Source organism: Campylobacter sp. 2014D-0259 (genome assembly GCF_008000505.1).
Taxonomy (GTDB): domain Bacteria; phylum Campylobacterota; class Campylobacteria; order Campylobacterales; family Campylobacteraceae; genus Campylobacter_D; species Campylobacter_D jejuni.
Genome location: NZ_VOAQ01000002.1, coordinates 1 through 17,238 on the forward strand (window position 1 = coordinate 1; position 17,238 = coordinate 17,238).

At 33.0% G+C, this 17,238-nt stretch carries 13 protein-coding genes and 1 tRNA gene; all 14 read right to left on the reverse strand.

The features are described 5' to 3' along the window. The coding region (locus tag SR63_RS08705; protein WP_370870670.1) for a hypothetical protein at positions 1-76 on the reverse strand (76 nt) is incomplete at its 3' end. Between the two features lie 441 nt (positions 77-517). Beyond that, on the reverse strand, positions 518-1,522 hold the full coding sequence (gene mnmH, locus SR63_RS00010; protein WP_012006655.1) for a tRNA 2-selenouridine(34) synthase MnmH: 1,005 nt from the start codon (positions 1,520-1,522) through the stop codon (positions 518-520). Beyond that, positions 1,512-1,997, reverse strand: coding sequence for an HIT family protein (locus tag SR63_RS00015; RefSeq protein ID WP_012006654.1), 486 nt, complete (start codon positions 1,995-1,997; stop codon positions 1,512-1,514). The genes mnmH and SR63_RS00015 overlap by 11 nt, the downstream gene beginning before the upstream one ends. 9 nt (positions 1,998-2,006) lie before the next feature. Beyond that, positions 2,007-2,783, reverse strand: coding sequence for an indole-3-glycerol phosphate synthase TrpC (gene trpC / locus SR63_RS00020; RefSeq protein ID WP_002854779.1), 777 nt, complete (start codon positions 2,781-2,783; stop codon positions 2,007-2,009). Continuing rightward, positions 2,780-4,057 carry a tetratricopeptide repeat protein gene (locus SR63_RS00025; protein WP_012006653.1) on the reverse strand — a complete coding sequence of 426 codons (1,278 nt, stop codon included), beginning with the start codon at positions 4,055-4,057 and terminating at the stop codon, positions 2,780-2,782. The genes trpC and SR63_RS00025 overlap by 4 nt, the downstream gene beginning before the upstream one ends. Continuing rightward, positions 4,030-4,404, reverse strand: a complete 375-nt coding sequence (locus SR63_RS00030; RefSeq protein WP_002866971.1) for a YkgJ family cysteine cluster protein — start codon at positions 4,402-4,404, stop codon at positions 4,030-4,032. Before SR63_RS00030 ends, SR63_RS00025 begins: the two co-directional genes overlap by 28 nt. Then, positions 4,394-5,095 carry a tRNA1(Val) (adenine(37)-N6)-methyltransferase gene (locus SR63_RS00035; protein ID WP_002866972.1) on the reverse strand — a complete coding sequence of 234 codons (702 nt, stop codon included), beginning with the start codon at positions 5,093-5,095 and terminating at the stop codon, positions 4,394-4,396. The genes SR63_RS00030 and SR63_RS00035 overlap by 11 nt, the downstream gene beginning before the upstream one ends. A gap of 5 nt (positions 5,096-5,100) precedes the next feature. Then, positions 5,101-5,250 carry a hypothetical protein gene (locus SR63_RS00040; RefSeq protein ID WP_002857548.1) on the reverse strand — a complete coding sequence of 50 codons (150 nt, stop codon included), beginning with the start codon at positions 5,248-5,250 and terminating at the stop codon, positions 5,101-5,103. A 17-nt stretch (positions 5,251-5,267) separates the two neighbouring features. Then, positions 5,268-5,344: transfer RNA gene (locus SR63_RS00045), tRNA-Arg, on the reverse strand. Positions 5,345-5,372: 28 nt separating this feature from the next. Further along, positions 5,373-7,448, reverse strand: a complete 2,076-nt coding sequence (fusA, locus tag SR63_RS00050) for an elongation factor G (protein ID WP_002779472.1) — start codon at positions 7,446-7,448, stop codon at positions 5,373-5,375. Between the two features lie 12 nt (positions 7,449-7,460). Further along, entirely contained in the window at positions 7,461-7,931 is a 471-nt protein-coding gene (gene rpsG / locus SR63_RS00055; RefSeq protein WP_002779471.1) for a 30S ribosomal protein S7, read from the reverse strand. Positions 7,932-8,000: 69 nt separating this feature from the next. After that, on the reverse strand, positions 8,001-8,387 hold the full coding sequence (rpsL, locus tag SR63_RS00060; protein ID WP_002866973.1) for a 30S ribosomal protein S12: 387 nt from the start codon (positions 8,385-8,387) through the stop codon (positions 8,001-8,003). Positions 8,388-8,506: 119 nt separating this feature from the next. Continuing rightward, complete coding sequence (gene rpoC / locus SR63_RS00065) at positions 8,507-13,060, reverse strand: DNA-directed RNA polymerase subunit beta' (RefSeq protein ID WP_002866974.1); 4,554 nt, start codon at positions 13,058-13,060, stop codon at positions 8,507-8,509. Continuing rightward, positions 13,053-17,189 carry a DNA-directed RNA polymerase subunit beta gene (gene rpoB, locus SR63_RS00070; protein ID WP_072225851.1) on the reverse strand — a complete coding sequence of 1,379 codons (4,137 nt, stop codon included), beginning with the start codon at positions 17,187-17,189 and terminating at the stop codon, positions 13,053-13,055. Before rpoB ends, rpoC begins: the two co-directional genes overlap by 8 nt. Positions 17,190-17,238 lie beyond the last annotated feature (49 nt).

The following is a 17,238-nucleotide window of genomic DNA, read 5'->3' on the forward strand; positions in this document are numbered from 1 at the left end:
TATTTGCTTGAGTGGCTGCAAAAGCGTTGATACTTAAGAAGGTAACAATAGAAAGTTTAAAACAAAATTTCTCTATACCCCGCCCCCGTGAAGTTAAAAAGCTTAATAGCTGGCATAGATGTCCTTGGAAAATAAAATTAAAATAACAATGTTTTGTAACATCGCAAAAAACGAGTGCAATTCTAATTAAATTTAGCTTAATTATAAATTAAATTAAAATTTATTATTTTATTCTCATTGAAATATAATATCCATATTTTAAACAAAAAAATAAATACATGATTGGCTTTTAAATACTATAAAAACTACATTTAAAAGCCCTAAATAAAATGATTTATGTAATAAATATTACTTTTATATAAAAATTTAGGGTAAATGAAAAAACAATATCTAAAAGCCTAATTTACAATACTTTGAGAAATTAAAAAATAACAATTTCAAAAATAAAAAAGAAATTTGTGATTTTTTTATTTTTTTAAAGAAAATAGTATAATTTTTTTGCAAAGTGATAAAAAAATTAAATTAAAATGTAGTTTTTTAGCTTAAAATATCTTAAAATTTCTTCTTTAGCTTTTAAAATATCATCAGTATTTAACTCAAGATCAATCTTATCTGGTTTTTTATAAGTTTTATCATAATACTCCAAAAGCATAGTAATAAGCCTTTGCCATTCTTTTCTCTCATAACTTTGAAGCAAATCTTGGCGTAAATTTAAGCTGATATAAGGGCTGATTTTTTGCACACATTGTTGAAATTTTAAAGGAGTCATTTTCTCTTGATAAATTTTTTGTATTCTTTTAACGCGATTTTCCAAAGAACAAAAACAATAAATTTTAAAAGCCTTTTGCATTTTTTCATAAAATTTCAAAGGTAAGATGATATCCCCTATTTTGCGACTTTCACTTTCTATGAAAGCAAAATTTTCTAAATTTTGCATATTGTGAAAAAGTTCTGCTTCAAAAGCTTTTTGCGTAGGTTGTTTTCCTAAAATATCACCAAAAGACGAGCCTAAATGATTTGCTATTTTTTCCAAATTTATAGCTTGTGGGAGTTGTTCTAAAAGCTCTGTTTTTCCACAGCCTGTATTGCCGCAAAGAGTAAAAAAATCAAAATTTATTTCATTTTCAAAATAATGCGTTACAAAAGTTCTATAAGCTTTAAAGCCACCTTTTAAACGCACCACTCTAAAGCCAAGCTCACTTAAAATCACTGCGATAGACTTTGAACGCAAACCCCCACGAGAACAATAAATCCCCACCTTTTCTCCTATGCGAAAATTTTGGGTGATTTTTAATATATGCTTAGCGGTATTTTGACAAATATAACTCGCACCCCTAGCCTTGGCTAAAGCTTGATTTTTCTTATAAATCGTTCCTATTTCTTGATATTCTTCATCATTGAGTGCATAAAAATTTAAAGCTCCTATCAAATGAGAATGCAAAAATTCTCTAGGGCTTCTTGCATCGATTAAAAGAGAGAAATTTTCTTTTTGAAACTCTGCAAATTCAACTTCACTGAGCATTTTTAAAAGCCAAAACAAGTTTTTGATAAACTTGCTCGATATTAGTACCACAAACCCTAGTTTCTCCTATGGTTGTGATAAAATTTGTATCTCCTGCCCAGCGTGGCACTAGATGATAATGACAATGAGGTGCTATGCCAGCTCCTGCATCTTTGCTTAAATTCATACCGATATTGACCCCATTTGCATGAATTTGCTCTTTTAAAATTTTCACTCCCAAACGCACAAAATGGCTCATTTCTTGCCAAATTTCATCGCTTAAATTTTCTATATGCTCTTCATGTACATAAGGAATCACCATAAAATGCCCCACAGAATAAGGATAGCGGTTCATCACTCCAAAACAATGCTTTGCTCTAAAAATTACGCCTAAATCTTCATCGCTTTTGATCTTATTAGCACAATCACAAAATGGACAAATGCTTTTTTCTTTTTCAAAATACTCACTCCGCCATGGTGCATACAAATACTGCATTTTCCCTCCTTAAAGCAAAGCTTTTAAAGCCTTTCCTTCATCTTTTTCGCGCATAAAATATTCGCCGATTAAAAAAGCATCAACGCCTAAATTTTGCAAATGCTCTAAAAATTCTTTATTTTCTAAACCACTTTCTGCGATGATGATTTTTGAATTTGGGATTTGTGGGATAAGTTTTTCGCACAAACTCATATCCATAGTAAAATCCTCTAAATTACGATGATTGATACCGATAATATCCGCTCCAGCAAAAATAGCCTTACTCAAATCCTCTTTATCATGAATTTCAACCAAAGCCTCAAGACCTAAATGTCTTGCAAACTCAAGCAGTTTTTTAAGCTCTTTCATGCTTAGCATTTTAGCGATTAACAATACAAAGTCTGCCCCATAAACCAAAGCTTCTAAAATTTGATACTCATCAAAGATAAAATCTTTTCTAAGTAAAGGAATTTGTGTATAACGGCGTATAAGACTTAAGTATTCTAAAGAACCTTTAAAAAAATGTGGCTCAGTCAAAACAGAAATCGCCGCAGCTTTGTTCTTCTCATAATTTAAAGCAATACTCAAAGGATCAAAGTCTTCTCTAATGACTCCCTTGCTAGGGCTTGCTTTTTTTACTTCTGCTATGATTTTAACTTCTTTTTCTACTCTTTTTAAAGCTTTAATCACATCTTTTGGAAAGAAAGGATTTGAAGCTAAAGAACGCCCTAACATATCATAAGGAAGTTTTAGTTTGCGTTCTTTTAAATCTTCTTTTGTTTTTTCAAAAATTTTATCCAATATCATGGTTTTACACACGCCTTTATCGCTTTTATATGAGCTTTACTCTCATCAGAATTTGCAAATTCTTTATCATCTAATGTTTGTTTTAAAATTTCCCATGCTTGCCTACAATCGCCTAGTTTATAATACCCCCAAGCTAAAGAATCTAAATAATACAAATTCTGCGGATCTTTTTCTAAGGCAAGTTTCACAAGCTCTATACCTTTTTTAACATCTAAATCATAATCTATAAGCAAATATCCATAGTAGTTTAAATACAAAGCATTGCTATCTTTATCGATAGCTTGTTCGAATTTTTCTTTTACAGAATCAATTACTTTCGGAGTGATTTTTTTAGCTTCATTTGCAGCTTCAAATTCAAAAACTGCCGCTCGTAGAAGATATTCTTTATTTTTTGTTTTATGATAAAGAGCTAAACTCATTTTTTTAGCATCATCAAAGCGTTTTAAATTCTGATACAAAGCGAGTTTAATATCATCATCTAAATCATACTGCAAAGAAATTTTTAAAGCTTCTTCTGTTTTGCCTTGAGAATTTAAAAGCTCAACCAAAGCCAATGCAAAACTTTTATTTTTGGTAAGTTGATAAAGCTCTTTATATATACTTTTTAAAGCTTCGATATTTTTTTCATCAAAATAAATTTTAGCAAGCAAGACGCAAGTTTTGAGAGTGCAACCATTGGTTTTTCTTGAAAATTCTAAAACATTTTTAATATTTAAAGTATCATTTAAAATCGCATAAATTCCTATGAGTTTAAATAAAATTTCTTCATTTTGCACTTGATTATAAGCAGATCTATAGTATTTTGTAGCATTTTTTAAATCATTTTTTTTAACCAAAATATCCCCGTAAAGCTCTAAATTTCTAGGATCACTATCCTTTTTTGTTAAAAGCTCTTTCATAAGTTTTTGAGCATTGTTGATATCATTTGAATTTAAAGCATAAAGAGCACTAAGTCGCTTAAGATTGTCATTTTGATTTAAATAAGGCTTTGCTAGATTATTTAACTCTGCTTGCTTGTCAAGATTGTTTGCTAAAGTAAGTAAAAATGCATTTTCTAAAAAATTAGTATTATTATAATCTTGATAAAGACTTAAAAATTCATCTCTGGCTTCTTTGTATTGTTTATAATACTCATAATTATAAGCCTTCATAACCCTTAAATCAAAATCATTGCTTTTATATTTTGTATAATCAGGATAAACAACATTGATTTTTGAACTTCCACAAGCTGCCAAAAAAAAGGCTGCTAAAACAAATAACAAATACCTATACATTCTTTTTCTAATTCCTTTTGATGTGTTTTAAAATATTCCCAAAATGGAAAAGTTCTGCATTGTTTTGGACGAAAATCGTAGATACTGCAATTTCTTTTTTGAGTATCAAAAAAAATGCAAGCAAAGCCATCTTCAAATTCGACTTCCTTAAAACTCATTTTAAAGCCCACTTTTCTCAAGTATTTTTCAGCAAATTCTTTGCTTTCTAAATTTAAATGCTTTCTTAATGCTTCTAATTCTTCTTTGCTTGCAAAAATATTGCCACTTTCTCCAGTGCAACACTTTCCACCGCATTTCTCACAAGCATTTTCATCAAAAGCATAAGAAAAATTTTTATCAAATATCATAACTTTTTAACCTAAATCTTAAGTGAATTTCTTGCATTTGTTTGCTTAAAATTTCATTTTCATATACAAAAAAAGGAGGTAAAATCTCACAAGGCGATTTTGAACCTTTTTTTACCTGTATCAAAACAAGTCTTGCTTTTTTGTTTTGATGTGTATGTACAAAGCAAAGCTTTGTTATTTTTATTTTTATATCTTTTAAAATAAAACAAATTTCATCTAAAGCTAAAGCTTCATAGCAAAAATACAAAGTACCATTTGGCTTAAGCATAGAATTTGCTTTAGTTAAAAAGCTATGCAAGGGTAAAAATTCCTGAAATTTACTTATAGCTTTATGCTGATCTTCACTCTTGTAAGCTCCTTGTCTATAAAATGGAGGATTGCAAACTATGAAGTCAAATTTTTTTATGCTTTGAAATTGATTGAAATCATCATGAAAAATATCGCCTTGTATTTGGTTGGATTTTAAATTTTTTTCAATCAATTTTATATTTTCTTTTTGAATATCAATCAAAGATAAACTTAAATTTGCAATATTTTTTTTAAGTAAAATACCTATGATACCACAGCCCGCACCTACATCAAAAACAGCGCCTTTAATTCCTTGTTTTAAAATAAAATCAGCTAAAATTAAAGAATCACTATTATAACGATACCCTTGTGATAATTGTGCTAGCGTAATCAAATCTGACATATATTTTAATGCGTTGGAATTTTAATGCGTTTTGGAGGTTGTTCTTTAAATATATTTTGTTCTTTTGTTATATTATTATCTTCTTTAAAATTTACTGGGCTTTGTGCTGTCAAAAAAGAAATTACAAAAGTTATAAAAAAAGCAATTTTTATCATAATAACACCTCATAAAATGGTGTCCACGGCGAGATTCGAACTCACGGCCTCAAAATTAGGAATTTTGCGCTCTATCCTGCTGAGCTACGAGGACAGAAAGCGGGAAAAATCCCGCTAAAAATTTAACCGTTTCTTTTTTTGATGATTTCATCCGCAACATTTTTAGGAACTTCATCATAGTGATCAAATTCCATAGAATAAGTCGCACGACCTTGAGTTTGACTTCTAAGATCAGTAGAATAACCAAACATTTCAGCCAAAGGACAAAATGCTGTGATGATTTTATTTCCACCACGCTCATCCATGCTATTTACTTGACCACGGCGTTTGTTAAGATCTCCAATAACATCACCCATATAATCTTCAGGAGTTTCTACTTCAACTTTCATCATAGGCTCTAAGATCACAGCACCTGCTTTTCTAGCACCTTCTTTAAAGCCCATAGAAGCAGCAAGTTTAAATGCCATCTCAGATGAATCCACCTCGTGATAACTTCCATCATAAACAGTTACTTTAACATCTTCCACAGGATAACCTGCTAAAACACCATTTTGTAATGCTTCTTGAACACCTTTATCAACTGCAGGAATGTATTCTTTTGGAATTACCCCACCTTTGATATCATTAACAAATTCATATCCACTACCTGGCTCAAGTGGTTCAAGGCGTAAGAATACATGTCCATACTGACCACGACCACCTGATTGTTTAGCGTATTTGTATTCTTGTTCAACAGTTTTTCTAATAGTTTCGCGATAAGCAACTTGTGGTTGACCTACTTCAGCTTCAACTTTAAATTCACGAAGCATTCTATCAACGATAATTTCAAGGTGTAACTCACCCATACCTGAAATGATAGTTTGACCACTTTCTTCATCTGTAGAAACTCTAAAACTTGGATCTTCTTGTGCTAATTTATTTAAAGCAATAGACATTTTTTCTTGATCAGCTTTAGTTTTTGGCTCAACTGCAACAGAAATAACTGGATCTGGAAAATCCATTCTTTCAAGGATTACCTTATCTTTTTCACTTGCAAGAGTATCCCCTGTTAAAGTATCTTTAAGTCCTACAACAGCACCAATTTCGCCTGCGTAAAGCACTTTAATCTCTTCTCTTTTGTTAGAGTGCATTTTTAACAAACGACCAATTCTTTCTTTTTTATCTTTAGTTGAGTTATATGCATAAGAACCGCTTTCTAAACAACCGCGATAAACACGCACGAAAGTAAGTTGTCCTACAAATGGATCTGTCATGATTTTAAATGCAAGCCCTGCAAACTCGCCATCATCAGTTGATTTTACAGAAACTTCTGTGCCATCTTCATATTCACCCTTGATATTTGCCACTTCATCAGGAGCTGGCAAATAAGCCACAACAGCATCAAGTAAAGGTTGAACCCCTTTATTTTTAAACGCTGTACCGCAAAGCATAGGAACGATAGAAAGACTTAAACATCCTGCTTTAATCCCTGTTTTAATCTCTTCAAGGCTTAATTCTTCTCCGCCTAAATATTTTTCCATCAACTCATCTGAAGTTTCAGAAACTGCTTCTATCATTTTTGTGCGATATTCTTCTGCCTTTTCTTTAAGTTCAGCTGGAATTTCTTTTTCTACATAATCCGTTGGCTTAGTATCATCTTCCCAAACTAAAGCTTTCATAGTTACAAGATCGATTACGCCTTTAAAATTATCCTCAGCACCAATTGGAATTTGAAGTGGAACTGGATTAGCTTTTAAACGGTTGCGAATTTGATCTTCTACATTATAAAAATTTGCACCGATTCTATCCATTTTATTTACAAATACTATTCTTGGAACACCGTATTTATTTGCTTGTCTCCAAACTGTTTCACTTTGAGGCTGCACCCCACCCACTGAACAAAATACCGCAACAGCACCATCAAGAACACGCATAGATCTTTCAACTTCAATTGTAAAATCCACGTGGCCTGGAGTGTCAATAAGATTGATTTGATGATCTTTCCAAAAACAAGTTGTAGCCGCAGAAGTGATAGTAATCCCACGCTCTTTCTCTTGTTCCATCCAGTCCATAGTTGCAGCACCATCATGAACTTCACCGATTTTATGACTCATACCTGTAAAGAAAAGAATTCTTTCAGATGTAGTCGTTTTACCCGCATCAATGTGAGCAGCAATACCGATATTTCTAACTTTTTTTAAAGGAGTACTTCTTGACATACACACTCCTTCTTACCAACGATAGTGAGCAAATGCTTTATTTGCTTCAGCCATTTTATAAGTATCTTCTTTCTTCTTAAATGAAGCACCTTTGCTATTTGCTGCATCTAAAAGCTCAGCTGCAAGTTTATCAATCATAGTTCTTTCGCTTCTTTTTCTTGCAAAAGAAATAATCCAACGAATCGCCAAAGCTTGTTGTCTAGCAGGACGAACTTCAACTGGAACTTGATAAGTTGCACCACCTACACGACGAGATTTTACTTCTAATAAAGGCTTAATATTTTCAATCGCATCATTAAAAATATCAATACCTTTTTTCTCGCCACCTTTTTTATCAATAGCTTCCAAAGCACCATACATAATTGTTGTAGCTGTGCTTTTTTTACCATCATACATTAAAGAATTAATAAATTTTGTGATTACTTTATTACCATAAATCGGATCAGGCAAGACTTCTCTTACCGGAGCTTTTCTTCTTCTCATTATTTTTCCTTCAAATTTTAAATTTTACTCAAACAAAATCAAATCTAACGGATTTGTCTGTATGAATGATTATTTTGCAGTGCCTGCTTTAGGGCGTTTAGCACCATATTTAGAACGAGAAACTGTTCTTTTTGCAACACCTGCTGTATCAAGAGCACCACGAACGATGTGATATTTAACCCCTGGTAAGTCTTTTACCCTACCACCACGCACTAAAACAATGCTGTGTTCTTGCAAGTTATGACCTTCACCGCCGATATAGCTGATCACTTCAAAGCCACTAGTAAGTCTTACTTTGGCAACTTTTCTTAACGCTGAGTTTGGTTTTTTAGGTGTTGTAGTATAAACCCTAGTGCAAACTCCCCTTCTTTGTGGACAATTTTTAAGCGCTGGAGATTTAGATTTTTCTAAAACTTTTTTGCGCTCTTTTCTAACCAATTGATTTATGGTAGGCACAATAATTCCTTTCTTTAAAAATGTAATAAACTTTGGATGATATCTAAATTTTGCTTATATTTTAGTTAAAAAGATTGAAAATGAAGAAATATAGCCCAGAAGGGCTATAAAATAGAGTTTTATTCTTGTTCTTTAAGTTTTAAATTTTGTTCACCATAAAGCCCTGTTCCAACAGGTATCATTCTACCTAGAATAACATTTTCTTTTAAATCTTCTAAGTAGTCAAATTTACCCGCTATACTTGCTTCGGTTAGAACTTTAGTAGTTTCTTGGAATGAAGCTGCAGAAATCACACTATCGCTTCCAATCGCTGCTCTTGTTACACCTAAAAGCACAGGCTCAGCAATAGCAGGTTCTCCACCCATTCTAATGATTCTTTCGTTTTCTTCACGGAATTTACGTCTTGAAACCAAATCACCCTCGATAAATTTCGTATGTCCACTATCTACAACTTTTACTTGTCTTAGCATTTGAGAAACGATAACTTCTATATGTTTATCAGAAATCACAACACCTTGTCCGCGATAAACTTGTTGAATTTCAGAAATCAAATAATAATGCAAGGCTTTTTCACCCAAAATTTTAAGCACATCATGACTTGAAACAACTCCATCTGTAAGTTTTTCACCTGCATGGATAAACTCGCCATCTCTTACTTGAATATGTTTTGATTTATCGATTAAATACTCAGCGCTTGTTCCATCTTCTGCTTGGATAATGATTCTTTCTTTAGAACGCAAAGGTTTATCAAAACGAACAACACCATCAATTTCTGCAATCACAGCCGCATTTTTTGGTTTTCTTGCTTCAAAAAGTTCAGAAACTCTTGGAAGACCTCCTGTAATATCTTTTGATTTAGCTGCAGCTTTTGGAGTTTTTGCTAAAATATCTGCTTGAGCGATTTTATCACCATCATGAACAAAAATAACGGTTTTTGGTTCAAGCTGATAACGCACAGCCTTATCACCTTTTCCTGCGATTACCAAAGTTGGTCTAACTCCGCTTGGCAAATACTCATTAATCACTAAAGAACGCTTACCTGTAGCTTCATCAATTTGCTCATCAGCACTATAACCTGCTTCAATATCCTCAAAGCTTACAACACCATCAATTTCTGCAATGATAGTATTATTATAAGCATCCCATTCTGCAATCACTTTTCTTTCTTTTTTAGGAGCACTTGCAATGATAGTATTTGCATCATCGATTTTTTCACTATCGTTAAATTCTATCTTAGATTCTCTTGGAATATAGTGTCTTTTTGCTTCTCTATCATTTTCATCAGCAATCACTACAAAGAATCCTTTTTCTTTAACAATATCGCCTTTTTTAACATTTTTTACCCTATCTAAACCATCGCCTTTAAGGATATAAAATTTAAGCGTTCCTTTTTCGCCTGCTTTGATATTTTGAACTACAGGCTCACCATCTTCTACTAAAATTTCACTCGCAAAAGGGATACGATTTGGTACATTCCAACCCTCTTTAATCACTTCTACGATACTTTCATTTTCTTCTACTTGCATACCACTTTGATATGGCAAATAAAGTTTTCCATCTATACTGCCACTTACACCTGCTAATTCATTTGGTTTAGCAAGATCGTATTTTCTTAGTATGTATTTTACTTCTTGTTTTTTATTTTTAATAGAAACAATCACATCTTCATGAATATTTTCTATATTAATCACACCTTTAAATGGAGTTTTGATTTTTGGCTCCACAAGTAAAATTGCCGCATTTCTACGATTTGCTACGATATTTTTACCTTCTTTATTTTTATAAGTTTTAAGATTATAAAATCTGATAAAACCTTCTTTTTGTGCGCTTACTTGTCTATCTTGTAAATCCGTACTTGCAGTTCCCCCACTGTGGAAAGTTCTTAGAGTTAGCTGCGTTCCTGGTTCACCGATAGATTGAGCGGAAATAATTCCTACTGCTTCGCCTGGTTTTACCAATTTACCTTCACCAAGATTGATACCATAACATTTTGCACAAATTCCTTTTTTAGCTTTGCAGGTAATAGGAGTGCGGATATTGACACTTTTTATACCGCTTTCTCCAAGAATTTTTGCTTTTTCCTCATCCATTAAAGTACCTTCTGCAAAAAGCACAGAATTTGTAATAGGATCAATCACATCTTCAGCTAAAACCCTGCCTAAAATTCTTTCTTCTAAAGTTTCTATAATAGAGCTATCTGCGGTAATTTCATTGATTTCAACACCCTCATGCGTTCCACAATCTTCAATGGTAATTTTTACATTTTGCGCAACATCGATGAGTTTTCTTGTCAAATAACCCGCATTTGCTGTTTTAAGAGCGGTATCTGCTAGACCTTTTCTAGCACCGTGAGTTGAAATAAAGTATTCAAGAACATTCAACCCTTCACGGAAATTCGAAATAATAGGAGTTTCGATAATAGAACCATCAGGTTTAGTCATAAGTCCTCTCATCGCAGCAAGCTGAGAAATTTGAGCCGCACTACCCCTAGCACCAGAATCTGCCATCATATAAATAGAGTTAAAACCTTCTTTATCTTTTTCTACAAGCTTCATCATCTCTTTTGAAAGGACATTATTTGTACTCTTCCAAATATCGATGATTTTGTTGTATCTTTCCCCTGAAGTAATCAAACCAAGATTATAAGAATTTTGAATTTCTCTTACTTGTTTTTTTGCTTCATCTATAGCTTTTTGCTTGTCATTAGGAACAATAATATCTGCAATTGAAATTGAAATACCTGCTTTAGTTGCATACTCAAAACCTAAATTTTTGAGTCTATCTAAGAAACTTGCTGTAATCTCCAAACCACCTTGTTTATAAACATAATCCACAAGCGCGGCAATGTCTTTTTTCTTTAAGACTTTATTCCAGCTATTTTCAGGCACAAAATCAGGTAAAATGGATTTAATAATCAATCTTCCTGCTGTAGTGGTAATCTTTCTACCATCTACCATGGTTTGTATACTCGCATGAATATCTAAACACTTACTTTCAAGTGCCATCATCACTTCATCAATGCCTGTACAAATTTTATGCGAACCTTTAGCACCTGCTTTTTCTAATGAAAGATAATAAATTCCTAAAACCATATCTTGCGATGGAACGGTTACAGACTTACCGCTTGCTGGCAAAAGAATATTCATTGATGAAAGCATAAGCACTTTACATTCTGCAATAGCCTCTTGAGAAAGCGGTACATGCACTGCCATTTGATCCCCATCAAAGTCTGCATTAAATGCTGCACAAACTAAAGGATGAAGTTGTATAGCCTTACCTTCCACCAAAACAGGATGAAAAGCTTGAATAGAAAGTTTATGTAAAGTAGGTGCACGGTTTAGCATAACAGGATGCCCTTTTACCACTTCTTCTAAACATTCCCAAACTTCATTAGTTTTATTTTCTATCATTTTTTTAGCTTGTTTTACTGTGGTTGCATAACCTTTTTCTTCAAGTTTAGCTAAAAGATGTGGTTTAAAAAGTTCTAAAGCCATTTTTTTAGGCAAACCACATTGATCCATTCTAAGTTTTGGACCCACAACAATAACGCTACGACCTGAGAAATCCACCCTCTTACCTAATAAGTTTTGTCTGAAACGTCCCTGTTTACCTTTAATAATTTCACTTAAAGATTTCAATGGGCGTTTATTTGCTCCCTTTACAGCATTAGCACGACGACCGTTGTCAAAAAGTGCATCAACAGCCTCTTGAAGCATTCTTTTTTCATTTCTTATAATGATTTCCGGTGCATCAAGTTCCATAAGTTTTTTAAGACGTGTATTTCTATTGATAACGCGACGATATAAGTCATTCACATCAGAAACTGCAAATTTTCCACCATCTAAAGCCACTAAAGGACGCAAATCTGGCGGTAAAACTGGAAGATTTGTAATCATCATCCATTCAGGACGATTTGGTACGGCTTCATCGCTATCGGCATTGGCGTTTAAATTTGAATTTAAGAAATTTTCTACAACTTTTAAGCGTTTAATGATAGTTTTTTTCTTAGCCTCTGAATTTGTAGCCGCCATTTCTTCTTTAAGCTGATTTAAAAGTGCTACAAGATCTAAATTTGCAAGTAAATCACGAACAACTTCTCCACCCATTCTTGCTTTAAAGCCACTATTTTCATAGCGTTGCATTAAATTTTGATATTGCTCTTCGTTTAAAACATCACAATATTCTACTTTTTTGGTGCTTTCATTATCATAGAAAGCATCACCTGGGTTTTCAACGATATAAGCTTCATAATAAAGCACACGCTCAAGATCTTTCATCTTAACACCCAAAAGCGTTCCTATACGACTTGGAAGAGAATTAACATACCAAATATGAGCCACAGGAGTTACAAGCTCGATATGTCCCATTCTAGAACGACGCACTTTTGAATTTGCTACTTCAACGCCACATTTTTCGCACTTAACACCTTTAAAACGCATTTTTTTATACTTGCCACAAAGACATTCATAATCTCTTATAGGTCCAAAAATCTTTGCACAAAAAAGCCCATCTCTTTCAGGCTTTAAGGTTCTATAATTGATAGTTTCTGGTTTTTTTACTTCTCCATAAGACCATGATTTGATTTTTTCAGGACTTGCAAGTCTTAGTTGAAACGCTTCGAAATCCCTAGGTCTTGCATCTTCTTTGATTTCTATTACTTTAAATTTACTCATTATCTTCATCCTTATCAAAAATCTCAACATCTAAAGCAAGAGATTTAAGCTCATTGGTTAATACAAAAAATGTTTCAGGAATTCCTGTTGCTGGAACATTTTCACCTTTTGTCAATGCTTTATAAGCACTAAATCTACCTTCTACATCATCTGATTTGATAGTTAACATTTCTCTTAAAGTATGAGCCGCTCCATAAGCTTCAAGTGCCCAAACTTCCATCTCCCCAAATCTTTGTCCCCCAAAGAGTGCTTTACCACCCACAGGTTGTTGGGTAACTAAGCTGTAAGGTCCTGTACTTCTTGCATGAACTTTCTCATCAACTAAGTGGTGGAGTTTTAGCATATACATACATCCCACATGAACACGCTCTGCGATTTTCTCACCCGTGCGTCCATCATAAAGTTCTGTTTTGCCGTCCATATCTATCTTGGCCATTTCAAAAAGCTTGCTAAATTCTTCTATATTTACACCTTCAAAAACAGGAGTAGCAAATTTAACTCCTTTACTCCAGTCTCTAGCATAGTTTAAAAGCTCTTCATCGCTTAAGCTTTTAATAAATTCTTTTTCGCTTGCAAGTCTTGGAATAGAACAAATTTCAAGCATTTTTGCTCTTAATTCTTTAAGAAAATCTTTTTGCTTTCTGTCAAAAATTTCTTGAATCTGATCTCCGAGTCTAAGTCCAATTAAACCCAAATGGCTTTCTAAAATTTGGCCTATATTCATACGACTTGGAACGCCAAGTGGATTAAGCGCAATATCCACGCTTTTGCCATTTGGTAAATAAGGCATATCCACTTCAGGAACTATAGTTGAAACTATACCTTTGTTTCCGTGGCGTCCTGCCATTTTATCACCGACTTTAAGCTTTCTCTTTGTAGCAATATAAACTTTAACAAGCTTAATTACCCCACTTGGTAAAATATCATCTTTTTCTAAAATTTCAAGCTTTTCATCGTGTTCTGCTTTTAATTTTTTCTTCTCATTTTGGAAATGATTTTTTAAATCATCGTATTCTTTTTGAATCTCTTTAGAATAAGCTTTAATCAAAGTTGTTAAAGTAAAACGATTGATTTTTTCAAGTTCGCTAATATCTGCAGTTTGTCCTTTTTTATAATTTTTATCTCCAATTTTTTGATCACTATTTAAAGGGGCTTTGGAAAGAAGAGCGCAAACACGAAGCATTTCTTCTCTATCCATCATCAAAAGTCTATCATGATGTTCTTTTTCTAAAGCCATTTTTTCTTTATCATAAGATTTTATTGCGCGATCATCTTTTTCATAGCCTTTTTTAGTGAAAATTTTAACATCCACAACAACACCCTCTAAAGAAGCGGTTGCATAAAGGGATTTATTCACAACATGTCCTGCTTTTTCTCCAAAAATAGCTCTTAAAAGTCTTTCTTCAGGAGTTGGTTTAACCTCACCTTTTGGAGAAACCTTACCCACCAAAATCATACCTGGTTTGATATGAGTACCAATTTTTGCAATACCGCTCTCATCAAGATGTGCAACATCTTCTTCTTTTACATTTGGGATATCTTTGGTAATTTCTTCTATACCGTCTTTTAGTTCTCTTGCTTCAATTTCTTTTTCATAAATGTGCACGCTTGTAAAGGTATCTTCACGAATAATTCTCTCACTTACAACTATAGCATCCTCATAGTTATAACCATTCCAAGGCATAAAAGCGATTAAAGCATTTTTACCTATAGCAAGTTCGCCTTGATCCATAGAAGGACCATCTGCGATAATTTGTCCTGCTTTTACTATATCACCTTTTTTAACAATAGGATGTTGAATATAATTTGTATTTTGATTGGTTCTTAAATTTTTCTCCATAGTATAATGGTCAATAAATGGACCTTTATCATCTTCACCTAAAATGAAAATGCTTTTATTATCCACTTTCTCAACCACACCGCCACGCTTTGCTTTAACAGCTTCCCAAGCATCACGTGCAATAATTTGTTCCATGCCTGTTCCTACTATCGGAGCTGAAGCAGTAAGAAGTGGCACAGCTTGACGTTGCATGTTTGAACCCATTAGCGCTCTGTTTGCATCATCGTGCTCTAAAAACGGAATCAAAGAAGCCGCAACCCCAACAACCATACCTGAGCAAAGATCAATTAATTGCACTTCTTCGCGTCTTGCAAGTATAGTTTCACCATCTTGTCTAGCCTCAACAAATTCTTCTACTATATTGCCTTTAGCATCAACCTTAGTTGAAGCTGGTGCGATAAACAAGCCTTCTTCTTGTGTCGCTGTAAGATAAACAACTTCATTAGTCACTTTACCATTTACAACTTTTCTATATGGCGCTTCAACAAAGCCAAGTTCATTTACTTTTGCATAAGTAGAAAGAGTGTTAATCAAACCAATATTTTGACCTTCAGGTGTTTCAACTGGACAAATTCTACCATAATGTGTCGCGTGAACATCACGCACTTCAAAACCTGCTCTTTCTTTTACAAGTCCACCTTCACCAAGCGCTGATAAACGACGCTTATGAGTAACCTCGCTTAAAGGGTTGGTTTGATCCATAAATTGCGAAAGCTGACCTCCTGTAAAAAATTCAATGATAGTTGTAGTAATCATTTTAGGATTGATTAAATCATAAGGCATTACTTTATCAAGATCCGCATTTAAAGAAGTAAATTTATCTCTGATCGCCTTTTGCATTTTTGCAAGACCTAAATGAAGTTCATTGGCCAAAAGTTCACCTATAGAACGGATACGACGATTTCCTAAATGATCTCTATCATCAATATGTCCTTTACCATTTTTTACTTTAATTAAATATTTTGCAGTTTTAATAATATCTTCATTAGTCAAAACAGTAACATACTCAGGTACTTCAAGACCTAATTTATGGTTCATTTTCATACGACCTACCTTGGTAAGATCGTATCTTTCAGGATTGAAGAATAAATCATTTACAAAAGCCTTCGCTGCATCTTTTACCACAGGTTCACCTGGGCGCATAACTTTGTAAATTCTAATCGCAGCTAAATCATTTTCATCATCGATATTTTCACTTTGTTTAAGAAGTTTTAGAGTTTCTCCATCTTGAGCAAAGGAGTTAATAATCGCTGCATCAACGCCATTAGCCAAGTCATTTGCTATATCAAAACTTTTTTGCTCTTTAATCTTAGCAAGCTTACTCTCATCTAACAAAGTTAAAGAATCAAATAAAACCTCTCCACTTTCTTTATCAATAATAGGATTTGCTAAATAACGATTAAGTAAAATTTCTACAGGATATTCTATCCATTTTAAACCGTCTTTAATAAGCTGTTCTGCTTTTTTCTTTGTAAGTCTTTTTCCAGCTTGATGAACGATTTTTCCTTTTTCATCTTTAATATCATATTCTATTCTATCCATAAAATCATTTGGATTAAATTCTGTTAAAAATTTATCTTTTTTCACATGTATAGTCTGAATAGGATAAAACAACTTAATAATATCTTGTTTTTTATACCCTAAAGCTCTAAAAAGCATAGTTACAGGAACTTTTCTACGCTTGTTGATTCTTACATACAAAACATCTTTGGCATCGTATTCAAAATAAAGCCACGAACCACGATCAGGAATAATTTGTGCTGTATAAACAAGCTTATTTGCAACCGTTGAGCTTTCTTCTTCTTTAAAAATAACACCAGGGCTTCTATGTAATTGATTTACAACCACCCTCTCAACCCCATTAATGATAAAAGATACACGATCTGTCATTAAAGGAATTTCGCGGATATAAATTTCTTGTTCTTTAATATCTTTTACGCCAACTTTTTCCCCTGTTTTTTCATCTTTTTCATGCAGAGTAAGACGGATTTTCATTTTTAAATTTACAGAATAAGTCAAACCTCTTTCCATGCATTCGCGAATGGTATATTTTGGCTTGCCTATTTCACTACTAACATATTCAAGACTCAATCTATTTTGCGGATCATGAATAGGAAAAATTGATTTAAAAACTTTTTCTATACCACTTTCACCATTATCAAGATTTAAAAAATAATCAAAACTCTTTTTTTGTAATTGTAGAAGATTTGGGATTTCTATTTGTTTTGAAATGTTTGAGAAGTCTACTCTTAAACGATTTCCTAATTTATTATCTAACATATCGCACATACCTCATGGTAAATTTTGTAAATTTAAAAAAGAAGACCTAAAAATTAGG